The sequence below is a fragment of the Vagococcus allomyrinae genome (assembly GCF_017829975.1).
Classification (GTDB): domain Bacteria; phylum Bacillota; class Bacilli; order Lactobacillales; family Vagococcaceae; genus Vagococcus_D; species Vagococcus_D allomyrinae.
The window spans coordinates 145,127-170,327 of sequence record NZ_JAEEGA010000004.1 but is presented as its reverse complement, the minus strand read 5'-3'; the positions used below and the strand labels follow the sequence as shown (position 1 = coordinate 170,327).

The window sequence follows — 25,201 nt, the reverse complement described above, 5'->3', positions numbered from 1 at the left end:
AATGACAACCCCTAATAATAACAACGCTGTGATTCAAAGTTTAAGTATTGCCAGTTACAAGCATAATAAAAATCGCAATCGTTTGATGATAGCGGCGGTCGCCCTGACAATTATGGTTATTTATAGTATTTTCTCGATCATGTTAGGTCGGATTAATGCCGAGTATACGATGGAAGTGCGGGAACATGGCAATACAGCCAGCTCCTCCCTTGAACACCCGACTAATAGACAAATTAAGCAGTTAGAGTCATTAAATTACTTAACAGACACTGGGGTAATGACTTATTTTGCTGACGGGCGAGTTGATCAAGAAAACGTCTTTGCCAGTGTTTTTGTTGGAGAGAAGATGTTTGACACCTTTTATGCTCCTGCTTACACAGATATAATAGGAAAATTCCCTCAGGCGAAAGATGAGTTAATGCTTTCAATTCGTGGGTTAGCTGAAATGGGGATTCAGAACCCAGTCGTTGGCATGGAGATCCCGGTGGAAATTTATCGTGATCGAGATATCACTAGTTTTGACACCTTTCGTTTGTCAGCTTATTACACGGATTATGTGCCCCCGATTTTTGGACCGCCTATCGGCTATTTTTCAGAAGCTTATTTTAAAGATTTAAGTGGTCCAGGTATTGAGCCGACGGTGATTTTCTTAAAGCAAGCCAATCGATTTACGGGCAAACAAGTTGAAAAGAAATTGTATCAGGATGTGGCGACTAGAGATGACGTTCAGCGTTTTGACGGAGGCAATTCGGCTAATTACAATGTTGTTAGACAAACTGTTGGCGGCTATGATATCGCCATCTTGGCCAGTGGCGTTCTCTTTTTATGTGTCTTTTTATTGAATTATAACGTTATGGCGATTTCATTAGGAAAAGATGTTCAGTACTATGGTTTGTTAAAGACGATTGGGACGACGGACAAGCAAATCAGAAAGATCATCTATCGTCAGATTTGGCTGATTGGCTTGATCGGCGTGGGCATTGGTAGTCTTTTGAGTGTCTTAGTTGTTCAGGGGATTCTGCCACTAATTTTAGCCAACTACTACTTGCGTAATTATGGGGTTTCCAGTGATTTAATTCGATTTAGTCCGAGTTTATTGTTCATTGCTTGCGGAATTGCGATCGTGATTGCCTTTCTTAGTATCATGCTACCTGTGCGGAAAATTAGCCGCTTAGCTCCTTTAGAAGCTCTCAAGTACTCTCCTATTGAGGGAAAGGTCAGAAAAGCCAAATCAGGAAGCAGGCTCTATCAAATGGCTTGGCGCAATGGCACTCGTGATCTCAAACGCTTTATCATCACTGTTTTGTCTCTATTTATCGGTTTAACCATTGCTTTGGCTTCATTTTTAGTGACAGAAGGACTGGATTATACAAATAATTTCGCTTTATTTCCCGATTTTACAGTAGAAAATTCTTATAATCCAAGTTGGTCGGAGGATTATCGAGATGATTTTTTACCTGTTGATCAAGAAGATTTAACTTTTTTTGCCAATTTACCAGGTATTGAAAAAGTAAATGTCGTCGCAGGAGATTTTGTTTTTCTAGATGCTAATGAACCGGTTTGGCAAGTTGCCTTAAAAGCTGATTTTCGACTGCAGGAGCAGCAAATAAAAGAAGATGATAAAGAGGCCGCAAAAGCCTTGCTCAAGGATTATTACGCCCCGGTATTGGTAGCAGATGAGGCTTATATCAAAGAATTTGAAGCCTATGTCTTGAAACATCAGTTGGCAATTGATTTAGAAAGTTTCAAAAATGGCACGGGAGTTGTAGCGAATAGTTTCGGAACTTTTTCGCCAACGATGAAGCTTGTGGCAGAAAAAGTGATTGGTCAACAAATTAGTTTAGCAAATTATCAAGGAGAAGGATTAGGTAATATGACCTTTTCTGGTTTCATTGCTCCCGAGACTGACGATTATCCGAATCTTCACATTAGTTTTGGCTTAACTGCTCCTGATATTATCATTAGTGAAAAAGGTTTGGCTAATTTGGGCTTAAGACCTCGAGCCTTTAAAGTAGAAATAGATGTCGATTCCGAAGCAGAGCCAGCAGCTAAAAAAGTAATGAAACGTTGGTTTAGTCAGAAGGAAAGTGTCGTTAAACCTAGTCAGCGCGATCAGATGTTGCCGTGGGTGAATATTAATTCTGATTTTCTTGCAGATGCTCAAGATGAAATCAGAACGATTAAGATTACCATGTATGCTGTCAGTCTGTTGATGGTAGTTTTAGGCTTAGCCAATTTCTTTAATACAGTTATGATGAATATTATCAGCCGTAAGCGAGAATTAGCCATTCTAGAAAGTGTGGGAATGGTTCGTCAGCAGCTTCGTTGGCTACTGGTCATGGAGGGACTGGCTTATAGCTTAGTTGTCGTTGGCTTATTAAGTACGGTAGGGGTGATTAGTTTAAAACTTGTTTATAAGGTCTTAAAATCGCGGATTGGTTATGCAACCTACGAGTTCCCTGTTGTGCCTTTTATCGTAATTATCATCTTATTGATGGTCTTTTGCGTGGTGATTCCTCTATTATCTTATAAAAAAGTGACCGAAGAAAGTATTGTCGAACGACTGCACGGTCGTGATGAGTAGTGTTATTATTATAAGTCAATCTCTTGATATGGGGGAGATTGACTTATTTGATATGTGTAAAATTGACAGCTTTTTGGTGAGTTAGCTATTTTCTGGCTGTCATCTGTTGAGTCCCGTGATTGGTCTGTTGGCGGTAATTTTTTGGGGTAAAGCCGGTTATTTTTTTGAAAATCCGTGAAAAATAGTAAGGGTCCTGATAGCCGACTTTTTTGGCAATCTCATAAATTTTTAGATCAGTCATTTTTAAATAACGGCAAGCTTGTTCAATACGGATCTGAATTAAGTAGTCAATGGGTGAGGTGTTCAGATACTTGTTATAAATACTGCTGAGATAACTTTGAGAAATATTTAAATAAGTCGCCAGTTCAACTAGGGAAATACTTTCTGACAGATGTTCGTTTAAGTAGCGGATGCTCTTGGTCAAATAGCTATTTTGCTTGTCGTTGGACAAGCCATCTTTAAGATAGACAATTTCTGTTAAAATTAGTTTGATTAACTGGGAAGTACATATAATATTTCCTAAGGAAAGAGTTTTTTCGGCTATGTCAAATAAGTTAATAAAGTGAGATTGAATTAAGGCATTTTTTTCAGGTGACGATATGGCAATTGGTATTAAACGATTTAATTCAAAATAATCTGAAAGTGGTGTTTCAAAGTGAGCCCATAAAATTGACCAAGGATCATCTCCATCGGAATAATAACGATGAGCTGTGTTTTCTGGAATGATAAAGAGTGTCCCTCTAGTTAAGATAAAACGCTGACTATTGTTGATTTCAATGGTTCCTTCTCCCTCAAGACAATAGATGAGAATATTTTCTACATTTTCATTATAACGTTCACGGTAATGGTACCTTGCAGAAGGGTAGTAACCTAATTCATTAAGTAACGTGCCTTCAACTAAGGGATGCTCTTTAGCTTCCTGTAAAAGCCCTGGCGGTATGATAATATGACGTTCATCTTTAAACCCGTCCTTCTTTTTAATGTGATTCACTAAAATCACCTCCTTAACAGGAGTTTAACAAAAAAGTGCAAGATAATCCATGATTAATTAATATAGACTATGTTTTTGGTGGCGCTATCACGATATTATATGGGTAATCTACAGAAACAAATGTAGGATTACGAAATAATTTAAGGAGGCGCTAGAATGTCAGAAAATGTCAAGGTTTGGGAAGAAACGATTATCATGCCAACCTATCAAACGTCAGAACCTGATAAAAATCCCTTGTTTTTTGAGAAGAGGGTTTATCAAGGGAGTAGTGGAAAGGTCTATCCTCATGGAATGACTGAAAGAATAATGGATGAGAAGATTGATGTGGCTTATCCCGCAGTGATGTTGGAAAATCAGTATTTAAAAGTCGTTATTTTACCTACTTTGGGTGGTAGGATTCAGCGAGCATATGACAAGACGAATGATTATGATTTTGTTTATTACAATCAGGTGATTAAGCCTGCGTTGGTTGGCTTAATAGGCCCTTGGATTTCTGGTGGTATTGAGTTTAATTGGCCCCAGCATCATCGTCCATCAACTTATATGCCAACAGAATACGAGATTTCTTACAATGATGACGGTAGTAAAACGGTATGGGTAAGTGAAGTGGATAAAATGTATGGGACCAAAGGGATGGCCGGGTTTACCTTATACCCGGATTCAGCTTATATTGAGATTACTGGCAAGGTATATAATCGGACGGACACACCTCAGACTTTTTTATGGTGGGCTAATCCTGCTGTGCCTGCGAATGACCACACAGTGTCAATATTCCCTCCAGATGTGCATGCTGTAATGGATCATGGTAAGCGGGCGGTATCAGATTTCCCGATTGCAACTGGTACTTACTACAAATATGATTATTCAGCAGGGGTGGATATTTCTCGTTATAAAAATATCGAAGTGCCAACCTCCTATATGGCATATCACTCAGATTATGATTTTATTGGCAATTATGATGAGGAGAAAAAGGCTGGATTGTTACATGTGGCCAATCACCATATTTCTCCTGGGAAAAAACAGTGGGTCTGGGGAAATAGTGATTTTGGTTTATCCTGGGATCGAAACTTGACGGATGAAGATGGCCCTTATACTGAATTAATGACAGGCGTATTCACTGATAATCAACCCGATTTCACTTGGTTGAAGCCTTACGAAGAGAAGGAATTTAAACAATATTTCATGCCCTACAAGGGAGTTGGACATGTAAAAAATGCCACTATTGAGGCCGCAGTGAACTTGGAAATAGAAGGCGATTGTTTAAAACTCGTGGTTTATGGAACAAAAGCGCGAAAACAAGTCAATGTGATTGTTTCTCACCTTGGAAAATATCTTTATGAAAAGGAAATTGACTTAAGCCCCTTTTCCTATTTTGAAGATTCTTTTAAAACGTCTCTTACAAAAATTAATGAAGATGTCAGTATTACAGTATGTGATCAAAAGGGGCAGATTCTTGTGAGTTATCGAGGTATGAAGGATCAGCTTCAAGCCTTACCAGAGCCAGCTGAAGCTTTGTTGCCACCAGAAGAGTTAAAAAGTACCGAAGAATTATTTTTAGCAGCGACTCATATTGAACAGTACCGTCATGCAACACTTGAGGCAGAAGCGTATTACCTTGAAGGCTTAAAACGTGATCAAACAGACATTCGTTTGAATAATGGGTATGGGGTGTTTCTCTTTAAACGCGGTCTTTTTCAAGAAAGTGAAAGTTATCTGCAAAAAGCTGTGACGAAGCAAAAATGGAAAACACCTAATCCTTATTATGGAGAACCTTCTTTTAATCTAGGTCTCGTACAAGTAGAATTAGGAAAGGCTGAAGAGAGCGTTAATCATTTTTATAAAGCAACGTGGAGCGAAGATACTCAGTCAGCTGCCTTTTATCAGCTAGCTTGTCATGAAGCCAAACTTAAACACTTCCATGAGGCGATTACGCTGATTGACAAGTGTTTAGTCAAAAACCAGCATCATATGAAAGCTCGTGTGTTAAAAATAGCTTTACTAAGACAACTTGGAAACGAAACGACGGATCTGCTAAAAGCAAATTTTGTCGTTGATCCGTTGGATTTGGGAAGTCATTATGAACATTTTAAAGAGGGACATCAAGAAAAGTGGCAACAGGTCATGCGGGGGGAGTTAAACAATTATTTGGAACTGGCCTGGGATTATCTTAGTTGGGGATTGTTGGATGAGGCCTTGGAGATTTTGGAAAAGGCTCCTAGCTCCCCGTTAACTGCCTATTACCAAGGGTATGTTTATCATCAACAAGGCTACGAACAAATGGCTAAGGAGGCTGTGCTAAGAGGAGAGAGTTTATGTCCAGATTACTGTTTTCCTAATAAATTAGCAGAGATTAAGGTCTTAGAACTAGCTATTAATTTATTACCAGAACAAACAAGCTTTGCCCGATACTATTTAGGTAATCTGTTTTATGATAAAAAGCGCTACCAAGAAGCGATTGAGTTGTGGGAAGCGAGTATGAAACTAAATCCATTATATCCGACTGTTTACCGCAATCTGTCCTTTGGCTATTACAATAATTATGATCAAATAAAATTAGCTGAGTCCATGTTGAAACAAGCGTTTGAACTAGATTCAACCGATGCTAGAGTCCTGATGGAGTTGGAATTAGTGATGAAAAGGCGAGGGGCATCAGTTGAAGAACGTATTGACCTATTGGAGAAGCATCTGACTGTAACTGAGCAACGAGATGATTTATACATTGTGTACATCTCTTTATTAAACAATCAGGGTAAGCATCAAAAGGCTTTGAGTTGTTTGAAATCAAGACAGTTTCATCCGTGGGAAGGTGGTGAAGGGAAAGTCAGTGGTCAGTATATCTTTGCCTTGGTTGAAGAAGCCAAAAAGTTGTTGACGTGCGATCCTACGAAAGCCATCGACTTATTGAGTCACTCACAATCTTTTCCGCATAGTTTAGGGGAAGGCAAGTTACCAAATGCTCAAGATAATATTTCGGACTATTTTATCGCTAAAGCTTATGAGGCTATGGGAAATCAGGAACAAGCCAATAGTTATTATCAAAAAGCCAGCGTAGGTGTAAGTCAACCAGAAAGTGTGCTCTATTATTATGATCAGCCAGCAGATAGCATCTTATACAAAGGCTTAGCCTTGGCAGCCCTAGGTCGTATGAAAGAGGCGAAAAGTTGTTTTCATGGGTTAATTCGATATGGTGAACTTCATCTTTTTGATGTGATAACCTATGACTATTTTGCTGTTTCGTTGCCTGAAACAGTCGTCTTTAAACGAGATCTCCAAGAAGAAAATCAGCTTTATTGTGAATATTTGATGGGGCTCGGAAATTTGGGGTTAAACAATCATCAAGAAGCCTCGGATTACTTTTTGAGCGTTCTTGAACAGGATGGCAGTCACCAAGGGGCTAAGCAACACTTAGCGATGATTGATAGAGGATAATTGTAATATCTGAAAGCCGGTTTAGAAAAGTGGTTTTCAGATATTTTCTTCCTAGATTTTTAGCACTCAAATTATATTGATGGCTTAGGTTAGATGTTGGAGCGAGGCGTGATAAAGATGACTAAATATAAAGTAAAGGTGGTCAAGACCACTGTTCAAGGGAAGCATGACCTAGAAGAAATCTGTATCGAAGGGACCAATTTTGATTTGTCACTGCTGAATTATGGGGCAACCATTACGCATTTGGCGACAAAGGACAGGTGGGGGCAAAAGGAAAATATTGTGGTGAATTTTGAAAAAGTTGAGGATTATCTGGCGGAGCGAAGCTTTATTGGTAGTGCTGTTGGAAGGGTGGCAGGACGAATTCGTAAGGGAAAGTGGGGAAATGACAAAAGTGTACAGTTAGTTTGTAATGAAGGGGTTAATCATCTGCATGGTGGGGAGATTGGTTTTGATAATACCTTTTGGAGCTATCGAATTGAAGAAAAGGTGGACCAGTTGATTATTCTATTTAGGCGACAGTCACCTCATTTGGAAAGTGGGTATCCTGGAAATTTGGAAATGAACATTCGCTTTACGTTATACCAAGATACGTTGAAGATTGAGTATGAAGGTTATGCGGATCGAAAAACACTGTTAAATCCAACGAATCACACCTATTTCAATTTATCTGGCAGTAAAAGAACGTCCATTTTGGATCACCATTTATGGATTAATAGTGCTAATTATTTACCTTTAGGGAATGAACACTTACCAACAGGCGATAGTCAACCAGTTGAAGGAACTGTTTTTGATCTACGAGCTAGCCGCCAATTATCAGAGGTACTTTTCTCTACAGATTCTCAAATTCAGCAGGAGGATGGCTTAAATCATCCATTCTTATTGAGTCATACGACTACTTATATTGGCAGTTTATCTCATGCAAAAAGTGGTCGAAAGGTATTGATTACCTGTCATAATCCAGTGATGATTGTTTATACTGGCAATCATTTTAAGGGACAACCTTGCATCAAATACGGTGGAATAGCTCTAGAAACACAAGATTATCCAGATGCGGTGACTCATCCTCAGTTTCCTAATCACTGGCTCGAACTTGGAGAATTGTTTCATCGTCAAACAACTTGGTCCTTTTTTGCCACGTGAGATTTTGTGTAAGATAGTCTAGTTTTCTAAGGTATCGTCCATTTACCCTTTGAAAGCGCTGTATTATACTGGTTATATCAGGAATATGTGTTATTTAAAATCAAGAATTGGAGGGATTTATTGTGAAGTCAAAAGGAATAAAGATCTTAGCGGTAAGTATGTTAGTTATCATGGGATTAGCAGGGTGCTCTAGTGGAGGTAACAAAGTGGAAAAAGAAGAAGAGGCAGATGGAAAAAAAACTGTGACAGTTTGGGCGTGGGATCCGGCCTATAATGTGGCAGCTTTAGAAGAAGCTAAGGCCATTTTTGAAAAAGAAAATCAAGACGTTACGATTGAAGTTGTTGATTACGCCAAGGCTGACTTGGAACAAAAATTACATACAAATTTAGCTTCAGGGCAAAAAGAAGGGTTACCAGATGTCGTATTAATTGAAAATTTAAATGCGATCAAGTACTTGTCTTCTTATCCAGGTGCTTTTGCGCCCTTAACAGATCAAATTGACTATGATGATTTTGCGACATCTGTTGATTTTATGACTGTTGAGGGGGATACTTACGGTCTACCTTTTGGTGCAGCTGTGGCTGGTTTGTATTTCCGCAGGGACTATCTGGAAGAGGCTGGTTATGAGGCGAAAGATTTGGAAAATATTACTTGGGATCGCTATATAGAGATTGGCAAAGATGTTATGGAAAAAACCAAACATCCAATGTTAACTCAGGATCCTGAAGATGGCGGACTTTTGCGAATGATGATGCAGTCAGCTGGAACATGGTTCTTCGATCAAAATGGTGAAGTAGACATTGCTAAAAACAAGGTCATCAAAGAGACGATTGAACAATATAAACGACTGATGGATTCTGGTATTGTCAAAACAAACAGTGGCTGGAGCGAATTTGTTGCTGGCTTTAATGGTGGAGAGGTGGCAACAGTGCCAACTGGTTGCTGGATTACCCCGTCGATTATTGCGGAAGAATCTCAGAGTGGTAAATGGGGCGTGGCTCCAATGCCTCGATTAGCTATTCCTGAATCTGTCAACGCGACAGAGTTAGGTGGTTCCAGCTGGTATGTCTTATCAACAAGTGATGTTCAAGACGAGGCAATTGATTTTCTCAATCAGACCTTCGCGGGGAGTGTTGAGCTTTATGACACGTTATTGAGCAAGCATGGCATTAGTTCCATGTATTCACCAGCCTTTACAAGTGCTGCTTATACAGAGCCGCAAGCATTCTTTAACGGGCAAAAAATTTACGAAGATTTCTCTAAATGGTCGAAGGATGTTAAAGGGGTTAATTTTGGTATGTATACATGGGAAGCTGATAGCGCGCTAATGGCTGAACTTGTGGGCATTAAGAAGGGTGAAGATGTTGATAAAGGCTTGGACAATATTCAAAAGCAAGTCGAACAACAAATTCAATAACCAGTCTAAAGGCAAAGTAGCTCCTCTGATCGTGATAGAAGAGCTACTTTCCTTCCATTGAAGCAAAGTCAGCTTTCCCAGTGTTGAAGAGAACGGTGCTTTTGATTAGCTAAATGGAATTAAGGAAGAGGGGGTGTCCGAATGGACAGAAAACAACGAACGAATGCTCACGGGCTAGGTTTTGTTTTGCCGGCCTTGCTAATTATTACGATTTTTTCATTTGTTCCGATGATTCAATCATTTTTTTTATCATTTCAAACAGGAAAAGGGGTTGTAACAGAATTTGGCGGTTTGGCTAATTATCGACGTCTGTTTCAAGACCCAGTTTTTATTCAAGCGGTTAAAAATACCTTATTATTTCTGGTGATTCAAGTACCAATTATGACAGTCTTAGCCTTAATTATTGCGGCTATCTTAAATGACAAAAAGTTGAAGTTTCGAGGGTTCTTTCGAGTGTGTATTTTTTTACCTTGTGTGACATCGTTGGTCTCTTATTCTGTCTTATTTAAATCACTGTTTTCTTCAAGTGGTTTGATTAATGATATTTTGTTGAAACTTCAGCTTATTGATTTGCCGATTGAATGGTTAACCGATCCTTTTTGGGCAAAAGTGACAATCATTATCGCATTGACTTGGCGGTGGACGGGCTATGACATGATATTTTACTTAGCTGCCATGCAGAATATAGATGAATCTGTTTATGAGGCTGCTCGACTAGATGGCGCTAATGGCTTTAAACAATTTTTTTCAATTACAGTGCCAATGCTTAAACCAATTATCCTATTAACAACGATTATGTCAACAAATGGGACTCTACAATTGTTCGATGAAGTCATGAATTTAACCAATGGCGGTCCTAATAATGCGACAATTACGATTTCTAAATACATTTATGATTTATCATTTAAGTTTACACCTAATTTTGGCTATGCTGCGACTGTTTCTTATGCAATTGTTGTTTTTGTGGCAGTTTTGACCTTTATTCAGTTTAGAGTGACGAATCGTAAGGAAGGATAGGTGAGATTATGGTAAAAACAAAAGTGACAGCAGTTAGTAAATATGTCTTTTTAATCGTAGCTTCTTGCTTGTCGATTTTTCCTTTCTTTTGGATGGTGATTAGTGCGACAAATTCTTCAAAAGATATTTCCATGGGAAAATTGACCTTCGGCAAAGAATTTATTAGTAATTTTATGAAGTTAAACCAGCAGGTAGATTTAGCCAGGATTATTGGCAACTCATTCAAAGTAGCGATTGCGGCCACTTTATTGGCGTTGTTAATTTCTTCCATTGCTGGTTATGCTTTCGAGATATTTAAAACTCGCGTAACTAATGCTATTTTTAATACATTGTTGTTGGCGATGATGATTCCTTTTGTGGCTATTATGATTCCGCTATTTCGCATGATGACTAAAGTGGGACTATTGAACAGTTTTATCGCTGTGATTATACCTGCAGTTGCTACGCCCTTTCTAATTTTTTTCTTTAGGCAAAACACTCAGGCCTTTCCGAAAGAATTAATTGATGCGGCCCGAGTTGATGGGTTAAACGAGCTGCAAATCTTTTTAAGAGTCTATCTGCCTAGCATGAAATCTACGTACGCTGCTGCAGCAATTATCACGTTTATGAGTGCCTGGAATAATTATTTATGGCCGTTAATTATTTTACAGACAAATGACAAAAAAACATTACCTTTGGTTATCTCGTCCTTGTCCTCAGCTTACCAACCGGATTTTGGGATGATTATGATTGGCATAGTGATTGCAACTATCCCAATGGTCATTGTGTTTTTTGCGATGCAAAAGCATTTTGTCAGTGGAATGGTAGGATCTGTCAAGTAGAGGAGGAAGAAAATGATCAATTTAACAGGAAATTGGAATTATCGGCTGGACCCTGATGATTTGGGTGAAGAAAACAATTGGGCTACAACTTTATCAGAGTTTACTGGCGGGTTTAACATTCCAGGAAGTCATAATGATCATGGAATTGGTGAAAGTTATCAATATGACGGACAGTTATCAAAAGAAAATGTTCGTCATTTACGCCAGAAGCACAAGTATCGAGGGAAAATTTGGTTTCATAAAACAATAGAGATTGAGACATATTCGCCTAAGATGTGTTATCACTTGCTCTTGGAACGGGTGATGTGGCAGTCCCAAGTTTGGTTGAATGGGAAATTCGTGGGAGTGCGTGATTCCTTGTCTGTTGAACATGTCTATGATTTGACAGAATATATTAATGAGAACAATAAATTCGAATTAGTTGTATGTATTGATAATCGGGATATTAAAGATATTAATGAAACGCCAAGCGCTTATACTGATGAAACTCAGTCAATTTGGAATGGCATGATTGGCCGTTGTCAGATCATAGAAACAGCTTATTTGAGGAAACTGTCGATTCAGATCTTACCAGATAGTCTGCAAAAGAAAGTTCAAATAAGTCTGACGTATAGATTGCGTCAACCGTTAGAAGGGGGAAGAATGGAAATTTCCTTGTTTTATCAAAATGAGCCTTTGTTGACACGAGATGAGGTTGTGTCACATGACGGCTCAATAACATGGGACTGTCAGCTTCCTGCTATTCATCTTTGGGATGAATTTACACCTGAGCTCTATTCGTTAAAAGTCTCATTAAAACGGGATCAAGAAACACTTTATTCAGAGTTTCGTACCTTTGGCTTTCGTCATCTCAGTTCCTTGGACTCACAGTTATTAATCAATCATCACCCAACCTTTTTAAGAGGGACCATTGATTGTTGTATTTTTCCTTTGACTGGTTATCCTTCGATGGCAGAAGACCATTGGCAAACGATTATGTCTACGATTAAGTCTTATGGGTTAAATCATATTAGGTTTCATTCCTGGTGTCCGCCAGAAGCGGCATTTGCTGTTGCAGATAAGCTGGGACTGTACTTGCAGATTGAAGGGCCAATTTGGTTAGACGATTGGATGCCTTTTGTCCTAGGAGATAGACCAGACCACTATGATTTTCTACCTAAGGAGAGCGAACGAATTATCAGACAGTACGGCCATCATCCTTCTTTTTGTTTTTACAGTTGTGGCAACGAAATTCGTGGAGATTTCCAGTTGCTAAGTCAAACGATTGCCACGCTAAAGCAGAAGAATCCACAGATCCTGTATACACTTACCAGTAATTGGGATCGATCGGTAGATCCTGAAGATGATCTCTTTATCGCTCAAACGGTCGACACGATTCCGATTCGTGGTCAATATGATATGGATCAGTTGATTAAGTCAACTAAAATGTCCTTTGAAAAGGGTGTTAATCGTCGTCAAATACCAGTTATCTCTCATGAAATTGGCCAGTACAGTGTCTACCCTTCCATTAAAGAGATCGACAAATACACAGGTAATTTGTTACCAATAAATTTTCAGGCAATTAAAGATGATTTAATTCGTAAGGGAATGTTAGAACAAGCTGATGAGTTTACCCAAGAGTCTGGTAAATTAGCACTAGCACTTTATAAAGAAGAGATTGAAGCCGCATTACGAACGGAAAAAATGGGCGGGTTTCAATTGTTAGGGTTAAATGACTTTACCGGGCAAAGCACAGCAACCGTGGGAATTTTAGATGCTTTTTGGGAAACAAAAGATTTGATTGCTGCCGAGGAGTTTCGTCAGTTTTGTCAGGGGATCGTCCCATTGGCATTATTGGAGAAGCGAATTTGGGACAATCAGGAACCTTTTTATGCTGGTGTGAAAATAGCCAACTATCAAGAAGACATTGATGATGCGGAAATTCAATGGAGTCTTGATTATGGCGAAGGCGTTTTGTCGGGGCAGTTTAATACTTCCATAAGCTTAGGGGTTAATAGCTTAACTGAGGAAATCCAGCTCGATGATTTAAGCGTTATAAAATGCCATAGTCGAGTGACTTTCCAAGTGTCATTGTACTTAAAATCAGGGATACGTTACAGTAACTCCTGGGTTTTGTGGGTTTATGCAACAAATACTGAGACGTCACCAACTTTCTTACATGCAACCTACCCAGATGAGAAAGTCTTGGCTCGTGTCAGTCAGGGAGCAACCTTATTGCTAGAACCGGTGGCAGCTCAAATGGAACAGGCGAAAGCGACTAATTATTTTCCAGTTTTTTGGAGCCCAGTTCATTTTACTAGTCAAGAAGGTTGCGGTTTTATTTTTCAAGCCATGCATCCTTTGTTTCAGTCTTTTCCGACAAAAAGCTATCTCGAATCTCAATGGAAATCAGTTATTGAGACAAGCTATAGCTTGTCTTACCAATATTTAGAGAACGATTTTACGCCTTTAATCCAAGTGATCCCTAATTTTTTTAATCATGAAAAACGCTTATTACTGGGAGAATTTGCTTATGGTAAGGGGAAAATCTTAATCTCAACCTTAAATTTAACTGGAGAAACAATTGAGACAAAAGCTTTAAAACATGCTATCTATGACTATTTGAATCATTCATCTGACTCATCTTTGTACAAGATAGAGACAGCAGAACTACTCCAGTTGTGCCAAGTGAAGTCAGATCGTCATTATCAAGACTTGGCTCTAGGGAAAAAAGCTATGTCAGATAGCGAACTTCTACCCCATACTGCCAGTAATGGTAATGATGGGAAAAAGACTAAATGGCAAGCTGTCGATCAGCTACCAGGTCATTGGTGGGAAGTTGATTTAGCAGATACTTATATGTTTAATAAAATAGACATATCTTTTCTATCGAGTGGTGTTTATTACTATAGCATTAGCAGTTCTCTTGATGGAAAAGACTATGAGATCTTAGTAAATAAGACTGTTAACAGTGGAGAAGATAAGTTTGTATCAGAACCAGTTGAAGGCTGCGGGCGCTTTATCCGAATTTCTTTTGGTGATAGTGAAACTGGTATGTCAGTTGGGTTTCATGCATTTAATGTTTATCTGGAGGAGACGATATGACTGTTACATTTGATGAAGTAACTCAAGTTTTTCACTTAAGTAATCAAAAAATGAGTTACATTATGGAAATAAAAGAGCCAGGCTTTTTACTTCAAGTATATTATGGTAAAAAAATTTCTCGGTTTGACCACCGTGGAGATTATCCAGAAGTGGATCGGTCGTCCTTTTCACCTAATCCACCTGGCTGGAAAAATCGGGAGTTTTCGTTGGATACGGCGTTGCAAGAAATCCCTGGACAAGGGACAAGTGACTATCGGGAATCACTTTTTGAAATAGTCTACCCAGATGGCTCATCTGCCACAAGTTTTGTGTATCAGTCTCATCATATTTATCAAGGGAAACCTAAGTTGGCTGGATTGCCAGCTACCTATGTAGATGACAAAGAAGAAGCGGAAACGTTAGAAATTGTGATGGTTGATCCTTTTAGGCAGGTCGAAGCAATTTTAGTCTATACGATTTATCGATGGCGGTCTGTGCTGACAAAGTCTGTACGCTATCGCAATTTAGGAGAGGTGACCATTTGCCTTAATCGAGGAATGAGTGCTTGTGTCGATTTTGACGATGACAATTTTGAGATGATCCAGTTACCAGGTGCTTGGGCCAGAGAAAAACACATTGAGCGACAATCAATTGGTACTGGGATTAAAATATTAGACAGTAAACGTGGTGCTAGTAGTGTGACGCAACAACCCTTTATGGCCCTTGTCAGACCAGAAACTGATGAGCATCAGGGAGAAGCCTATGGCTTTCATTTTATTTACAGTGGTAATTTTTCTATAAGGACGGAAGTTGATCCCTTTTGCCAAACACGGGTATTAGTCGGAATCAATCCAAGCCATTTTAGTTGGCAACTTGAGCCCCTAGAAATGTTTCAAACGCCTGAGGTGGTTTTAGTATACTCTAATGAAGGACTAAATGGCATGTCTCAAACGTTTCATCATTTGTATAGAGAGCGACTAGCCAGAGGCAAGTTTCAATATCAGCAACGACCGATATTGATTAACAATTGGGAAAGCACTTATTTTGACTTTGACGAAACGAAATTAATCGAACTGGCAGAAAGTTCTGCAGAACTGGGAATTGAGTTGTTAGTGTTGGATGATGGCTGGTTCGGTAAACGAAACGATGACAAGAGTTCGTTAGGTGACTGGTATGTGAATCAGCAAAAGCTGCCACGAGGTCTTGCTTCTTTGGCTAAGGCCATTAATGACAAAGGAGTAAAATTTGGGTTATGGTTTGAACCTGAAATGATTTCTGAAGATAGTGACTTGTTTAGACAACACCCTGATTGGCATTTACACGTTCCAGGTTTACCAAGCTCTCAAGGACGTGATCAGCATATTCTTGATGTTAGTCGAGAGGATGTACGTGACTATTTGTTTGTGACAATGGTGAAGCTATTGAATAAGGCGCCAATTGAGTATATAAAATGGGACATGAATCGTAATATGACAGAAATTTATTCTCTTGGAAGACCACCACAACAACAGCAAGAAACCGCCCATCGATATATTTTGGGACTCTATGACTTGCTGGAGCGATTGACAAATAAGTACCCTGATATTCTATTTGAAAATTGTTCTGGTGGCGCAGGTCGCTATGATCCGGGGATGGTCTATTACATGCCTCAAAGCTGGGCCAGTGACAATACAGATGCAATTGAGCGGATTAAAATTCAGTATGGGACTAGCTTGGTTTTCCCACCAATTATGAGTTGTGCTCATCTGTCAGAAAGTCCTAATCATCAAGTTGGTCGCCTGACTAGTTTTGAAAGTCGTAGTGCCGTTGCTATGTCCGGCAATTTTGGTGTTATGATGGATGTGACACAAAAGACGGCAAGTGAACGGAAAAGTATCTCTAAGGTGATTAGTTTTTATAAACAGCATCGTCACTTAATTCAATTTGGCGAATTTTACCGATTATTAAGTCCCTTTGAACATAATGATGGTGCCTGGCTGTTTGTGAGCGAAAACCAAGATCATGCTTTATTTTTCTATTTTGAGATTCTTTCTCAAGCGACGAAACCTTTTCGTAGAGTTAAATTGGCTGGGCTTGACCCGGATGCTGAATATCTTGTAGAAAACGTCATCCGCACGGGTGAAGAGTTGATGAACTATGGACTTTATGTCAATTATGAGATGCAACATGATTTTTCAAGCAAAGTCATCGACATTAGGCGGTCCGATTCAGATACGTTATAACAAGAGAAAGCATGACGTTTTATTGGATATACGAACCCAAAAAGAGTGAAAAATACCAATTACTAAGGGTATTTTTCACTCTTTTTACTTTACAGGAAGGTTCAAAACTATCTTTACATCATAGTTTGACTCTAGCTTTACGCGGCGGCAAGTTGAGTTCCATTTATTGAATTTGGCTCGTTGGTATCTAATTGTTCCCGTTCTTGCCAATCAAATCTGAAATCAGTTGACGTTGACTTAAAAGTTGAATATTGAGCAGAGTGCTGATATGTCAGTGATCATCCTTTGATACTAAATGTTTTTAACTATTTTAAATGACGTCCATAGTCGTGATGCTTTTTTTGGAAGCGTAATTGGAAGCTATTTTGTTAAAAATATCTATTATAGCTGATTCTTAGCGCAATGACAAAAGTTCGAAGAAGTAAGCAATTTGTTTATAAATTTGATGAAAATATAGTAGTACTTGTTTGAATTAATGTTAAAATAGAAGGGTTAATAACAACGGTGATCAGTCGCTGACGATCGAGGTTTATTTTTTGTGTGTTTAGTAGACAAAGTAGTTAATTTAAAGGAGAAACGAATGGAGAAAATATGGCCTGCCAATTATTTAGTAGTGGAAAATGTGGAGCGCTATCGGCAGCTTATGCGCTTTTTTTATAAACGTCATCGGCAAATGCAGGGAGCAACTTATCGTCCTGAAATCTTGCAAATGATGCGTCAAGAGTATTCGTCGGATTATACGGAAATTGAAGCAGATCAAGATTTAGAAAATCTCGTGAAGTGGGGGAATTTACAAAAGCAACAGGAAATGATTCGCGCCCGTACGATTGAGGAATACCGCAATCGCAATTTCCGCTATCAGATTACCGAAGAAGGAGTGCTGGTAGAAGAGATGGTCTATCAGCTAGTTCATACGAAGCATATAGCTCGCGGCGCTTTAAGCGAAAAGGGATTTCGCAATTTACTGGGATTGTTGGAATCTTTGATTGCTGGGCGCGAGGACAGTGTGGTGTTATGGCTACAAATTCGCGAGGAGTTTCGTAAGGTCGGGGAAGATACTGCCAATTATATTGGTTATATTACCAGTCCAGAGGTTGACAGTCGCATGAAAACAGCACAGTTTTTAGTGTATAAGGACCGGTTTGTCAATTATTTACGTGAATTTATTAGCAGTGTTCAAAGTTTGACTTACAAATTTCAAACGGTGATTAAAGGGTTACTGGCGGTTGATCAGGAGGAACTGATTGACGGGTTGTATCAAAAGGAGTTGGAAATTCCAACTTTTGATGGTATTACTCGTGAGGAAGTGGCCGAGCAGGTGTTGGGGGAGTTTGAAGCCTTGAAAAACTGGTTTACTGGTACTTCTGATCGGCCTAGTGAATATGATAATTTAATGATGCAAACGGATCAGATGATCACTAAGATCACGGGTCTGATTTACTATTATGGTCAAGAAATTCATCAATATCAAAGTCGTAAAAAGGATTATTTACACCTGGCAAAATGGTTCGCTGAAGCGGAGAGTTTAGTTGAGGCCCAGAAGATGTATGCGGGAATTTTTGGTTTGGATCATACTCGTCATTATTTTGTTAGTGAAGGCAGTGATGCCACGAGCACTCGAGAAAATAGCTGGGAGTTAACGCCAGGCATTTTACACTTAAGCAAACGGGGTCGAGGCGCGCGAAAAGAATATCGGGCTCAGAGTTTTAAGGTAGATCGTCAGATTCAAAAAGAAAAATTGGCAGATTATCAGGCTGAGGTGGCAGCTCATCGTCAATAGATTGACCAGTACTTTGTCGAAGGAATTTTGGATTTTAGTCAGGTTAGGGAACTGGATCGTGCCTCACGACAGGTGTTTTTAAAGTGGATCAGTAAGGCAGTTGCGACACAGGCGCCAAAGAAGCATCTCAAACATCAGTCGATTGAACAACGGATTGTCACCGAATTGGATTTTGAAGTGATGGTCACCATCTATCCTGGCGAGCGAATTACAGTGGCTTGTGAAGATGGCGATTTGGAAATGCCGCGGGTAGTGATGGAAAGGAGGGGCCAATGACACCTGAAGAAACAGCAAGAGGCTTATAGTTACTATTTGAAAATTTCTGGATTATTCGTGAGGATCAGCCAGAACATTACAATTTTTTACGTCGGCATCAGCAAGCCTTGCAAAAAGAATTGCGTCAGCGCTTTGGCATGAGTTTAATTGCTCGTCCTCAGTATATTCAATTGTTAAAACGGCCTCAGCAATTGGCAGGCTGGATGGGAGATATTGGTTTTACCTCGTCTAGTGACTACGGATTGTTTTGTTGCGCTATAGCTTACGTGGAGGATTTTGAGGCGGGCACGCCGTTTATGTTAGATGAACTAATCCGTGGTTTAGGGTTAATGATGCCTGAAGAGCTAGAGATGGATTGGACAAATTACAACCATCGCAAAAGTTTAGTGCGGGTAATCAAAAAGATGATCAGTTTACGGTTGATTGACAGTATTCAAGGTGAAACGAGCGGGTTTGAACAATCGGAAATGAATCAGGATGTGCTCTTTATGACGACGGTTCAATCACGAGCCTTTTTAGCACGAGCCCCCCAATCTTATACAGAATATCAGGATTTTAATGAGTATTGGCAGGATTTTCAAGGGAGTCAACATTTAGAAGGGAATCAAGTGTTGTACCAGCGGTTGATGATGGAGCCTGAAATTCGTCGCAGTCCGGAGAATGAGGAGACTTTCACTCGTTTACGCAATTATCATTTTAGGATGCAAGAGTATGTGGAAAGTCACACTTATTTTCATTTTGAGCTGTATCGTGATTATGGGGCGTTTACCTTAGAGCAACAAGATAGTTGGCAGGAAGTGTTTCCTAGTCGGCGGGTTATTGATGAAATACTGGTTCAGCTGGCGACGCTTCTTCGGGCTACTGATTATGAGGCTTCGCCATATGGTCATGTGACTCTCTCGCAAGAAGCGTGGCAGCAACTAGTGATCAAGTTAAAAGGGGAGTATCACAGCTATTGGTCAAAAGAATTTAGTGAGATGAGCGATACACAATTAAGTCAGACCTTACTGTCTCGGGGACAGGAATGGCAGTTGATAGAAGTGACAGAGATGATTAAGTTCCAGCCGAATTTTGCTAGGCTGGTAGCAGAAATGAGGCAAGAAGATGAATAGATGGGTTGTTAACCGCGTAGGTCTGTTAAATTTTTGGTATTATCAAAATCAAATTTTTGAATTGGCCGATGGCCGGATGTTGCTGAGAGGAACCAATGGCTCGGGAAAATCGTTGACGATGCAAAGTTTATTCCCCGTGCTCTTTGACGGCAATACCAATGCCAATCGTTTGGATTCTTTTGGGTCAAGTGACCGTAAAATGGAAGACTACTTATTGGGAGAAAAAGGGGTATCCGATCGTGATGAAGGAACGGGTTATCTTTTTTTGGAAGTCAAACGGGAAGAACGGGAGGAGTATCTAACCATTGGGATTGGCATGCATGCTAGTCGTGGTGGTCGTTTAACCAAATGGTTTTTCGCTATTGAAAACAATCGCCGCGTGGGGATTGATATTGAATTGTACGAGGAGATTCGCAAAGATGAAATTGCCCCTTTGACGAAGAAAAAGCTGATTAATCGTTTGGTTGGTGGCGGCCGGGTTTATGATCGGCAACGGGATTATAAGCAGTTTGTTAATGAGCGAATTTTCGGTTTTGAAGACATTGAACAATTTGATGAGTTGATTGCCTTATTGATTAATTTGCGCAGTCCTAAGTTGTCCAAAGAGTTTCGCCCTTCGGTTATTTATGGTATTTTACGGGGATCGCTGCCAAAGTTAAAAGATGACGAGCTTTTGACCTTGTCTAAAACCATTGAGCAGTTAGATGGTCACCGGGAACGGTTGGAAGATCTTAGCAATGAAGTGCGGGAGTTGGCTAAGTTTACTAAAACGTATCAACGCTGGCAAGAAGAACTGACGGGGCAGGTGTCGGGAAAATGGCTGCAACTGGCAGGAGAGCAGAAAGAATTAGGTGCTACTAGTCAAAGGATCGCCAAGTCATTGGAAAGTGACCGTCAGCAATTGGCTGATAGTCAGCTAAAGCTGTCAGACAATCAGGTTCAGTTGGCAGCGTTGGAGCAGAGCATCCAGGAATTAAATCAACATGAAGGGATGAATTTGGTCCAGCGTGGCCAAGAATTGCAGGAGCAATTAGCAGATATTCAAAGGCGGTTGCTTAAAAACCATGATCAGCTTTCTCGCAAGCAAGAGCAGTTAAGTCGGCAACAGGAGCAGTTGGAACAACAGGAACGGGATAAAGAGTTGTATTTAGTGGATTTAAAAGACTTGTTGTTGGACAATGAGCAGTATCTTGACTATTTGCGACTAGCGGAGTTGGACAAGGTTTATGCTGAAAAAATGCAAGGAGAGATTAGCCGAGAGGAATACGACTATTGGCAGGCAGAGGTTCAGAAAAAGAAAGAACATTTTCAAGATGTTTTGGAGAAGCTACGTCAATTGGCTCATTTAAAAAACCAATTTGCAAACTTATCCCGTGAGGTCGCAACCATTCAACAGCAATTAGATGAGTGTGATCGAGATATGCGTCAATGGCAACAGACTCGTCAAGGAGAGATTGAGAAATGGAAGGAAGGGATTGAACTTTGGGCCAGTAAGGCGTCATTTTCGATAGCAGAAAAACGTTTTTCAAAGTTATTTTACCGGATGGATCAGTTATTGGAAGAAGATCTGCGAGAAGAGCTGGTATTAGCGCCGATTCGTGAGAGTTATGAAGAGGCCAGAAGTCAGAATCAAGCATCGATGGTTCCCTTAAGGAGCCGTTTGACGGATATTGAGGAACAGCAACAAGAAACAGAGGAAGCGATTAAGGAATGGCAGTCGCAAAAGATGCCAGAACCTACGCGGAATCAGACGAGGTTGGCTAACCGTCAGCAACTAGCGAAGGACATCTTGTATCGCAGTTTTTACCAAAGTGTGGATTTTCTTGAATCAGTCGAGCAAGGGGAGCGGGATAATCTGGAAGGCGCTCTATATGCTTCTGGTATTTTAGATGGGCTGATTTCTGAAGAAGGCTTAAGTCTGGCCGATGATCTGCAAATTTTACCACGACCAAAGTTTTTTGCCTCGACCTTAGCTGATTACTTGTGTGTCAATGATCAGATTGAGCCTGCCCTCCAACCTATCGTGGCAGATATTTTACAGAGTATTACCGTTGATGAGGTTGATCCTGAGTTACCAGCAATTTTCCGCAATGGCTCTTATGAGATTGCCAATTTAAAAGGAGCCATGGCTGAGGGCTATCATGCTTCTTATATTGGGGCAGCTAGTCAGGAGCGTTACCGTCAAGAGATGATCTTAGAGCTTCAGAAAGAGTTAGCTAGTTTAACGGAAGAGTATAGTAAAATTGAAGATCAGTTGTCTGTGAAGGAACGGTTACAAGATCAGATGCACGAGGATTATCACGATTGTCCTAAGGGGGAGCAAGTCTATCAAAGTATTAAGTACTTAGACGAGATTAAGTTGCGACGTCAGGCGAAACTAGAGCAGTTTACGGAAAAGCAAGCTGAAGCTCAGCATGTTGAGCAAGACCTGATCACAGCTAAAATCTCCCTTCATGATCTGACTTCCCAAACAGGGTTAGCTTTAGAAGAAACGGTCTATCAAGACGCGATTCGCTATAGCGATAATTATCAAGCAAACTTGCGAGATGCCTATCGAAATTATGAAATCATCAAAAAGATGGACCCCAACTTGATCAACTCAGCTCAGACTGTCGCCGATTTGGCTGATGAGGTTCGTCTTTGCTTTATTGAAGAAAATGAAGGCAAAGGGGAGGAGCAACGGCAGCAGCGATTGGTGGCAGAAAATCTGAAACAGCAACAGTTGGTTCATGTGGAAGAACTTCAAGCTCAGTTGTCGGCAGCCAGAAATGAACAGAGAGAACGGCGAGACACGGAAGAACAATTGCGTCAAGCGTTGCTTGACTTAAGTAATTCCCGGACAAAAAAGGAAATGGAACTGTCTTCGGTGACAGAAAAACTAACTGTCACCAGCTTCAAGGAAACTTACTGGCGCCGTCTATTGGAAAAAGAGTTGTACCAAGTGGTGGCGGACCAGACGGATTTGAAGAAAATTGCGCTTGAAAAAAAACGAGATGAGAATTTTAATAAATTACGAGGCCTTGAAAATAATGTGTTAACTCAGTTTGGTTATATTGGGGAGCAGTTAGGCAGTTATCAACCGCAATTGTTAAATGCAGTTGGGATTGACCTTTCAGCAGAAGAGGAAGCTCAGCTAGAAGAATTTGCCCAGTACAACCATTATAAGCAACCGCGATTTTCGGCTGATGGTCAGGCCCATACGGCGGTTGATTTGTTGGATAAGCTGACGGGACATCAAATAACCTTGAGGGATTTGCTGAAAAAAGACGATGAAGAGTTGTTTAAATCAATTATCTTAGAATCAGTTGGCAAGATTTTAAGAAGTCGTATTGAACAAGCCATGAAATGGGTGGAGCAAATGAATCAATTGCTCCAGTCGCAAAAAAATTCTTCAGGTCTGTCTTTAAGCATTCAATGGAAACCAGTACCGAGTGCCTCAGATCAGGATTTAGGAACGAGTAAGTTGGTTGAATTGTTGCAAAAACCGACGGAAATTCTCTCAGAAGCTGATCGTGAAGCTGTTTCTCGTCATTTTCAGGAAAAAGTGTATTATGCACAGGAGCAGTTGGTCAATAGTGAGGATGATAATAGTACTCTTTTCCAAGCGATCGCACAGGCTTTGGATTATCGTGATTGGTTTGAGTTTGAAATGAAATTCAAACGGGCCAATGAAGGTTACCGACCACAGGTCTTAAGCGATCGCAAGTTTAACCAGTTTAGTGGCGGTGAAAAAGCGGTGGCGATGTACTTGCCTTTATTTGCGGCAGTTTACTCACGTTACCGGGATGCAGGGCGAGATTGTCCAAAAGTCATCACCCTGGATGAAGCATTTGCCGGCATTGACGATGACAATATTGCTGAGCTTTTTAAAGCCTGTGAACAGCTAGGCTTTAACTATGTCATGAACTCTCAAGCGCTTTTCGGTGATTATCCAACTGTTTCTAGTTTGATGATTTATGAATTGTTGCGACCGCAAAACATTAATTTAGTGACGCCGATTCGCTATTATTGGGATGGGCACAAAAAGCATTTTATGCTGGAGGAAAGCCATGAGTAAGGTGCAAGCGCAGCAGTTTTTCAAACAGGACGTTTTCCGCATACTAGCTAAAGAACTTTGGCGCCGCTATTATCATAAAGGGGAGTTTGGTGGGTCAGTTGGCCTTGGCTTGTTCAAAGAGGTTGATACTGAACCGCTTCGAGGGCTGTTAGGCCTGACTTCTCTGGCGTGGTCGAAGAAGAAGAGCCTGTCCCTCTCCACTTTTGCTACAGCTATGGCAGACAGTGCTGTCGCATGGACGTTAGTGGAGTTTGTGGAGACGGTCTGGCAACCCTTAGTGTTAAAAACGGATGTTGTAGCTCAAGAGAATGCTGATTTTCAGCAGTTTAAGGCTGAGCTGGAGCAAATTGCTCCAGTTTACCTCAAGCTGTTGACAGATAAGCAAGTGTACGAGTGGTTTCAATCAGAAACTGTGAGTCTGGCTGATTTTCGTTTGGTTGCTAAGGCCTTGAAACATCTGCCAACAGATTATCTGCGGATCCCCGTGTTTGCTTATGAGCAGTCGGGTGACGCTCATGCTTTTGACAGTGGGATGCCTGCGGAAAGGCTGCTCCTGCAAATCTTAGCTGGCCAATCTCAAAAAGAGGAACGAGTCGGGTTTTTGGCAGAGGTTGAAGCGAAGAATGACTTGCTTAATGAATTTTACTTATTGCGAGACGATATCTTAAACTTTGCTGCCATCCGTGGTTTAGTCGCCACAAGTGATGGTGAAATTAATGAGATGTGGCGTCAGGCCTCACTCCAAGGGTGTTCATGGAATGTCCCTCTTAAAGAGATTTTACGGATGGACGAGATTCGCCCAATGTCTGGGGATAAAGTCTTGATTGTCGAAAATTCTGGTATTTATTCGATTCTGATTGATTTATTGCCTCATGTGCCGATCATCTGTTCAAGTGGACAGTTTGTTTACGCTATTTGGCAATTATTGCGTAAATTGGTTGCTAGTGGGACTCACCTGTATTACTGCGGTGATTGTGATCCAGAAGGGTTGTTGATGGCACAACGGGTCTTTGATACGTTTCCGGCAATGGCCCACACTGTTGGCATGAGTCTGGAAAATTATCAGTATGCTGTTAGACCTAGTGAAATCAGCCCACAACGGTTGAAACAGTTACGGCATATTCGCCAGCCTGAGCTTAAACTGGTGGCTGATAAAATTGCGACTAGTGGCATTGCCTTGCAAGAAGGAATGATTGACCAGTTGATTGCGGAAGTCAGACAAGTTTTTCAAGAGTAGGAAGCGAGTTAGGTTTTTTGATGGAGCTGTTGGTTTGTCAGACTGTTAGTA

At 40.3% G+C, this 25,201-nt stretch carries 11 protein-coding genes and 2 pseudogenes; 12 read left to right on the top strand and 1 reads right to left on the bottom strand.

Annotated elements, in window-relative coordinates:
- Position 1: 1 nt before the first annotated feature.
- Positions 2-2,584, top strand: coding sequence for an ABC transporter permease (locus I6N95_RS07800; protein ID WP_209526418.1), 2,583 nt, complete (start codon positions 2-4; stop codon positions 2,582-2,584).
- A gap of 85 nt (positions 2,585-2,669) precedes the next feature.
- On the opposite strand, the gene I6N95_RS27675 is transcribed toward I6N95_RS07800, so the two are convergent.
- A complete protein-coding gene (locus I6N95_RS27675; RefSeq protein WP_209526416.1) occupies positions 2,670-3,575 on the bottom strand; it encodes a helix-turn-helix domain-containing protein in 906 nt (301 codons plus the stop codon).
- Between the two features lie 156 nt (positions 3,576-3,731).
- Here I6N95_RS27675 and I6N95_RS07790 point away from each other — a divergent pair, with 156 nt between their 5' ends.
- From I6N95_RS07790 to I6N95_RS07740, 11 genes and pseudogenes are all read left to right on the top strand, one after another.
- On the top strand, positions 3,732-7,004 hold the full coding sequence (locus tag I6N95_RS07790; protein WP_209526414.1) for a DUF5107 domain-containing protein: 3,273 nt from the start codon (positions 3,732-3,734) through the stop codon (positions 7,002-7,004).
- Positions 7,005-7,121: 117 nt separating this feature from the next.
- Entirely contained in the window at positions 7,122-8,147 is a 1,026-nt protein-coding gene (locus I6N95_RS07785; RefSeq protein ID WP_209526411.1) for an aldose epimerase family protein, read from the top strand.
- Between the two features lie 122 nt (positions 8,148-8,269).
- Positions 8,270-9,565: an ABC transporter substrate-binding protein gene (locus I6N95_RS07780; protein ID WP_209526409.1), complete on the top strand. Its 1,296-nt coding sequence runs from the start codon at positions 8,270-8,272 to the stop codon at positions 9,563-9,565.
- Between the two features lie 141 nt (positions 9,566-9,706).
- Positions 9,707-10,582, top strand: a complete 876-nt coding sequence (locus I6N95_RS07775; RefSeq protein WP_209526407.1) for a carbohydrate ABC transporter permease — start codon at positions 9,707-9,709, stop codon at positions 10,580-10,582.
- A gap of 8 nt (positions 10,583-10,590) precedes the next feature.
- Complete coding sequence (locus I6N95_RS07770; RefSeq protein ID WP_209526405.1) at positions 10,591-11,403, top strand: carbohydrate ABC transporter permease; 813 nt, start codon at positions 10,591-10,593, stop codon at positions 11,401-11,403.
- Between the two features lie 12 nt (positions 11,404-11,415).
- The gene (locus I6N95_RS07765; RefSeq protein ID WP_209526403.1) at positions 11,416-14,487 is read left to right on the top strand and encodes a discoidin domain-containing protein; all 3,072 of its coding nucleotides are present in this window, start codon (positions 11,416-11,418) and stop codon (positions 14,485-14,487) included.
- Positions 14,484-16,688: an alpha-galactosidase gene (locus tag I6N95_RS07760; RefSeq protein WP_209526401.1), complete on the top strand. Its 2,205-nt coding sequence runs from the start codon at positions 14,484-14,486 to the stop codon at positions 16,686-16,688. The genes I6N95_RS07765 and I6N95_RS07760 overlap by 4 nt, the downstream gene beginning before the upstream one ends.
- 580 nt (positions 16,689-17,268) lie before the next feature.
- Positions 17,269-18,744, top strand: a pseudogene (locus tag I6N95_RS07755) (TIGR02677 family protein).
- A gap of 44 nt (positions 18,745-18,788) precedes the next feature.
- Positions 18,789-19,856, top strand: a pseudogene (locus I6N95_RS07750) (TIGR02678 family protein); the annotation flags it as partial.
- Entirely contained in the window at positions 19,849-23,913 is a 4,065-nt protein-coding gene (locus tag I6N95_RS07745; RefSeq protein WP_209526399.1) for a TIGR02680 family protein, read from the top strand. The pseudogene I6N95_RS07750 and the gene I6N95_RS07745, both read left to right, overlap by 8 nt.
- Positions 23,906-25,150 (top strand): TIGR02679 domain-containing protein, encoded by a 1,245-nt coding sequence (locus I6N95_RS07740; protein WP_209526397.1) that lies wholly within the window; start codon positions 23,906-23,908, stop codon positions 25,148-25,150. Before I6N95_RS07745 ends, I6N95_RS07740 begins: the two co-directional genes overlap by 8 nt.
- The last annotated feature ends 51 nt before the right edge of the window (positions 25,151-25,201 follow it).

Bases quoted from the DNA above. Each gene is read 5' to 3' on its own strand.
- I6N95_RS07785 (WP_209526411.1), top strand. From the start codon at position 7,122: ATGACTAAATATAAAGTAAAGGTGGTCAAGACCACTGTTCAAGGGAAG.
- I6N95_RS07765 (WP_209526403.1), top strand. From the start codon at position 11,416: ATGATCAATTTAACAGGAAATTGGAATTATCGGCTGGACCCTGATGAT.
- I6N95_RS07760 (WP_209526401.1), top strand. From the start codon at position 14,484: ATGACTGTTACATTTGATGAAGTAACTCAAGTTTTTCACTTAAGTAAT.
- I6N95_RS07745 (WP_209526399.1), top strand. From the start codon at position 19,849: ATGAATAGATGGGTTGTTAACCGCGTAGGTCTGTTAAATTTTTGGTAT.
- I6N95_RS07770 (WP_209526405.1), top strand. From the start codon at position 10,591: ATGGTAAAAACAAAAGTGACAGCAGTTAGTAAATATGTCTTTTTAATC.
- I6N95_RS07790 (WP_209526414.1), top strand. From the start codon at position 3,732: ATGTCAGAAAATGTCAAGGTTTGGGAAGAAACGATTATCATGCCAACC.
- I6N95_RS07775 (WP_209526407.1), top strand. From the start codon at position 9,707: ATGGACAGAAAACAACGAACGAATGCTCACGGGCTAGGTTTTGTTTTG.
- I6N95_RS07800 (WP_209526418.1), top strand. From the start codon at position 2: ATGACAACCCCTAATAATAACAACGCTGTGATTCAAAGTTTAAGTATT.
- I6N95_RS07740 (WP_209526397.1), top strand. From the start codon at position 23,906: ATGAGTAAGGTGCAAGCGCAGCAGTTTTTCAAACAGGACGTTTTCCGC.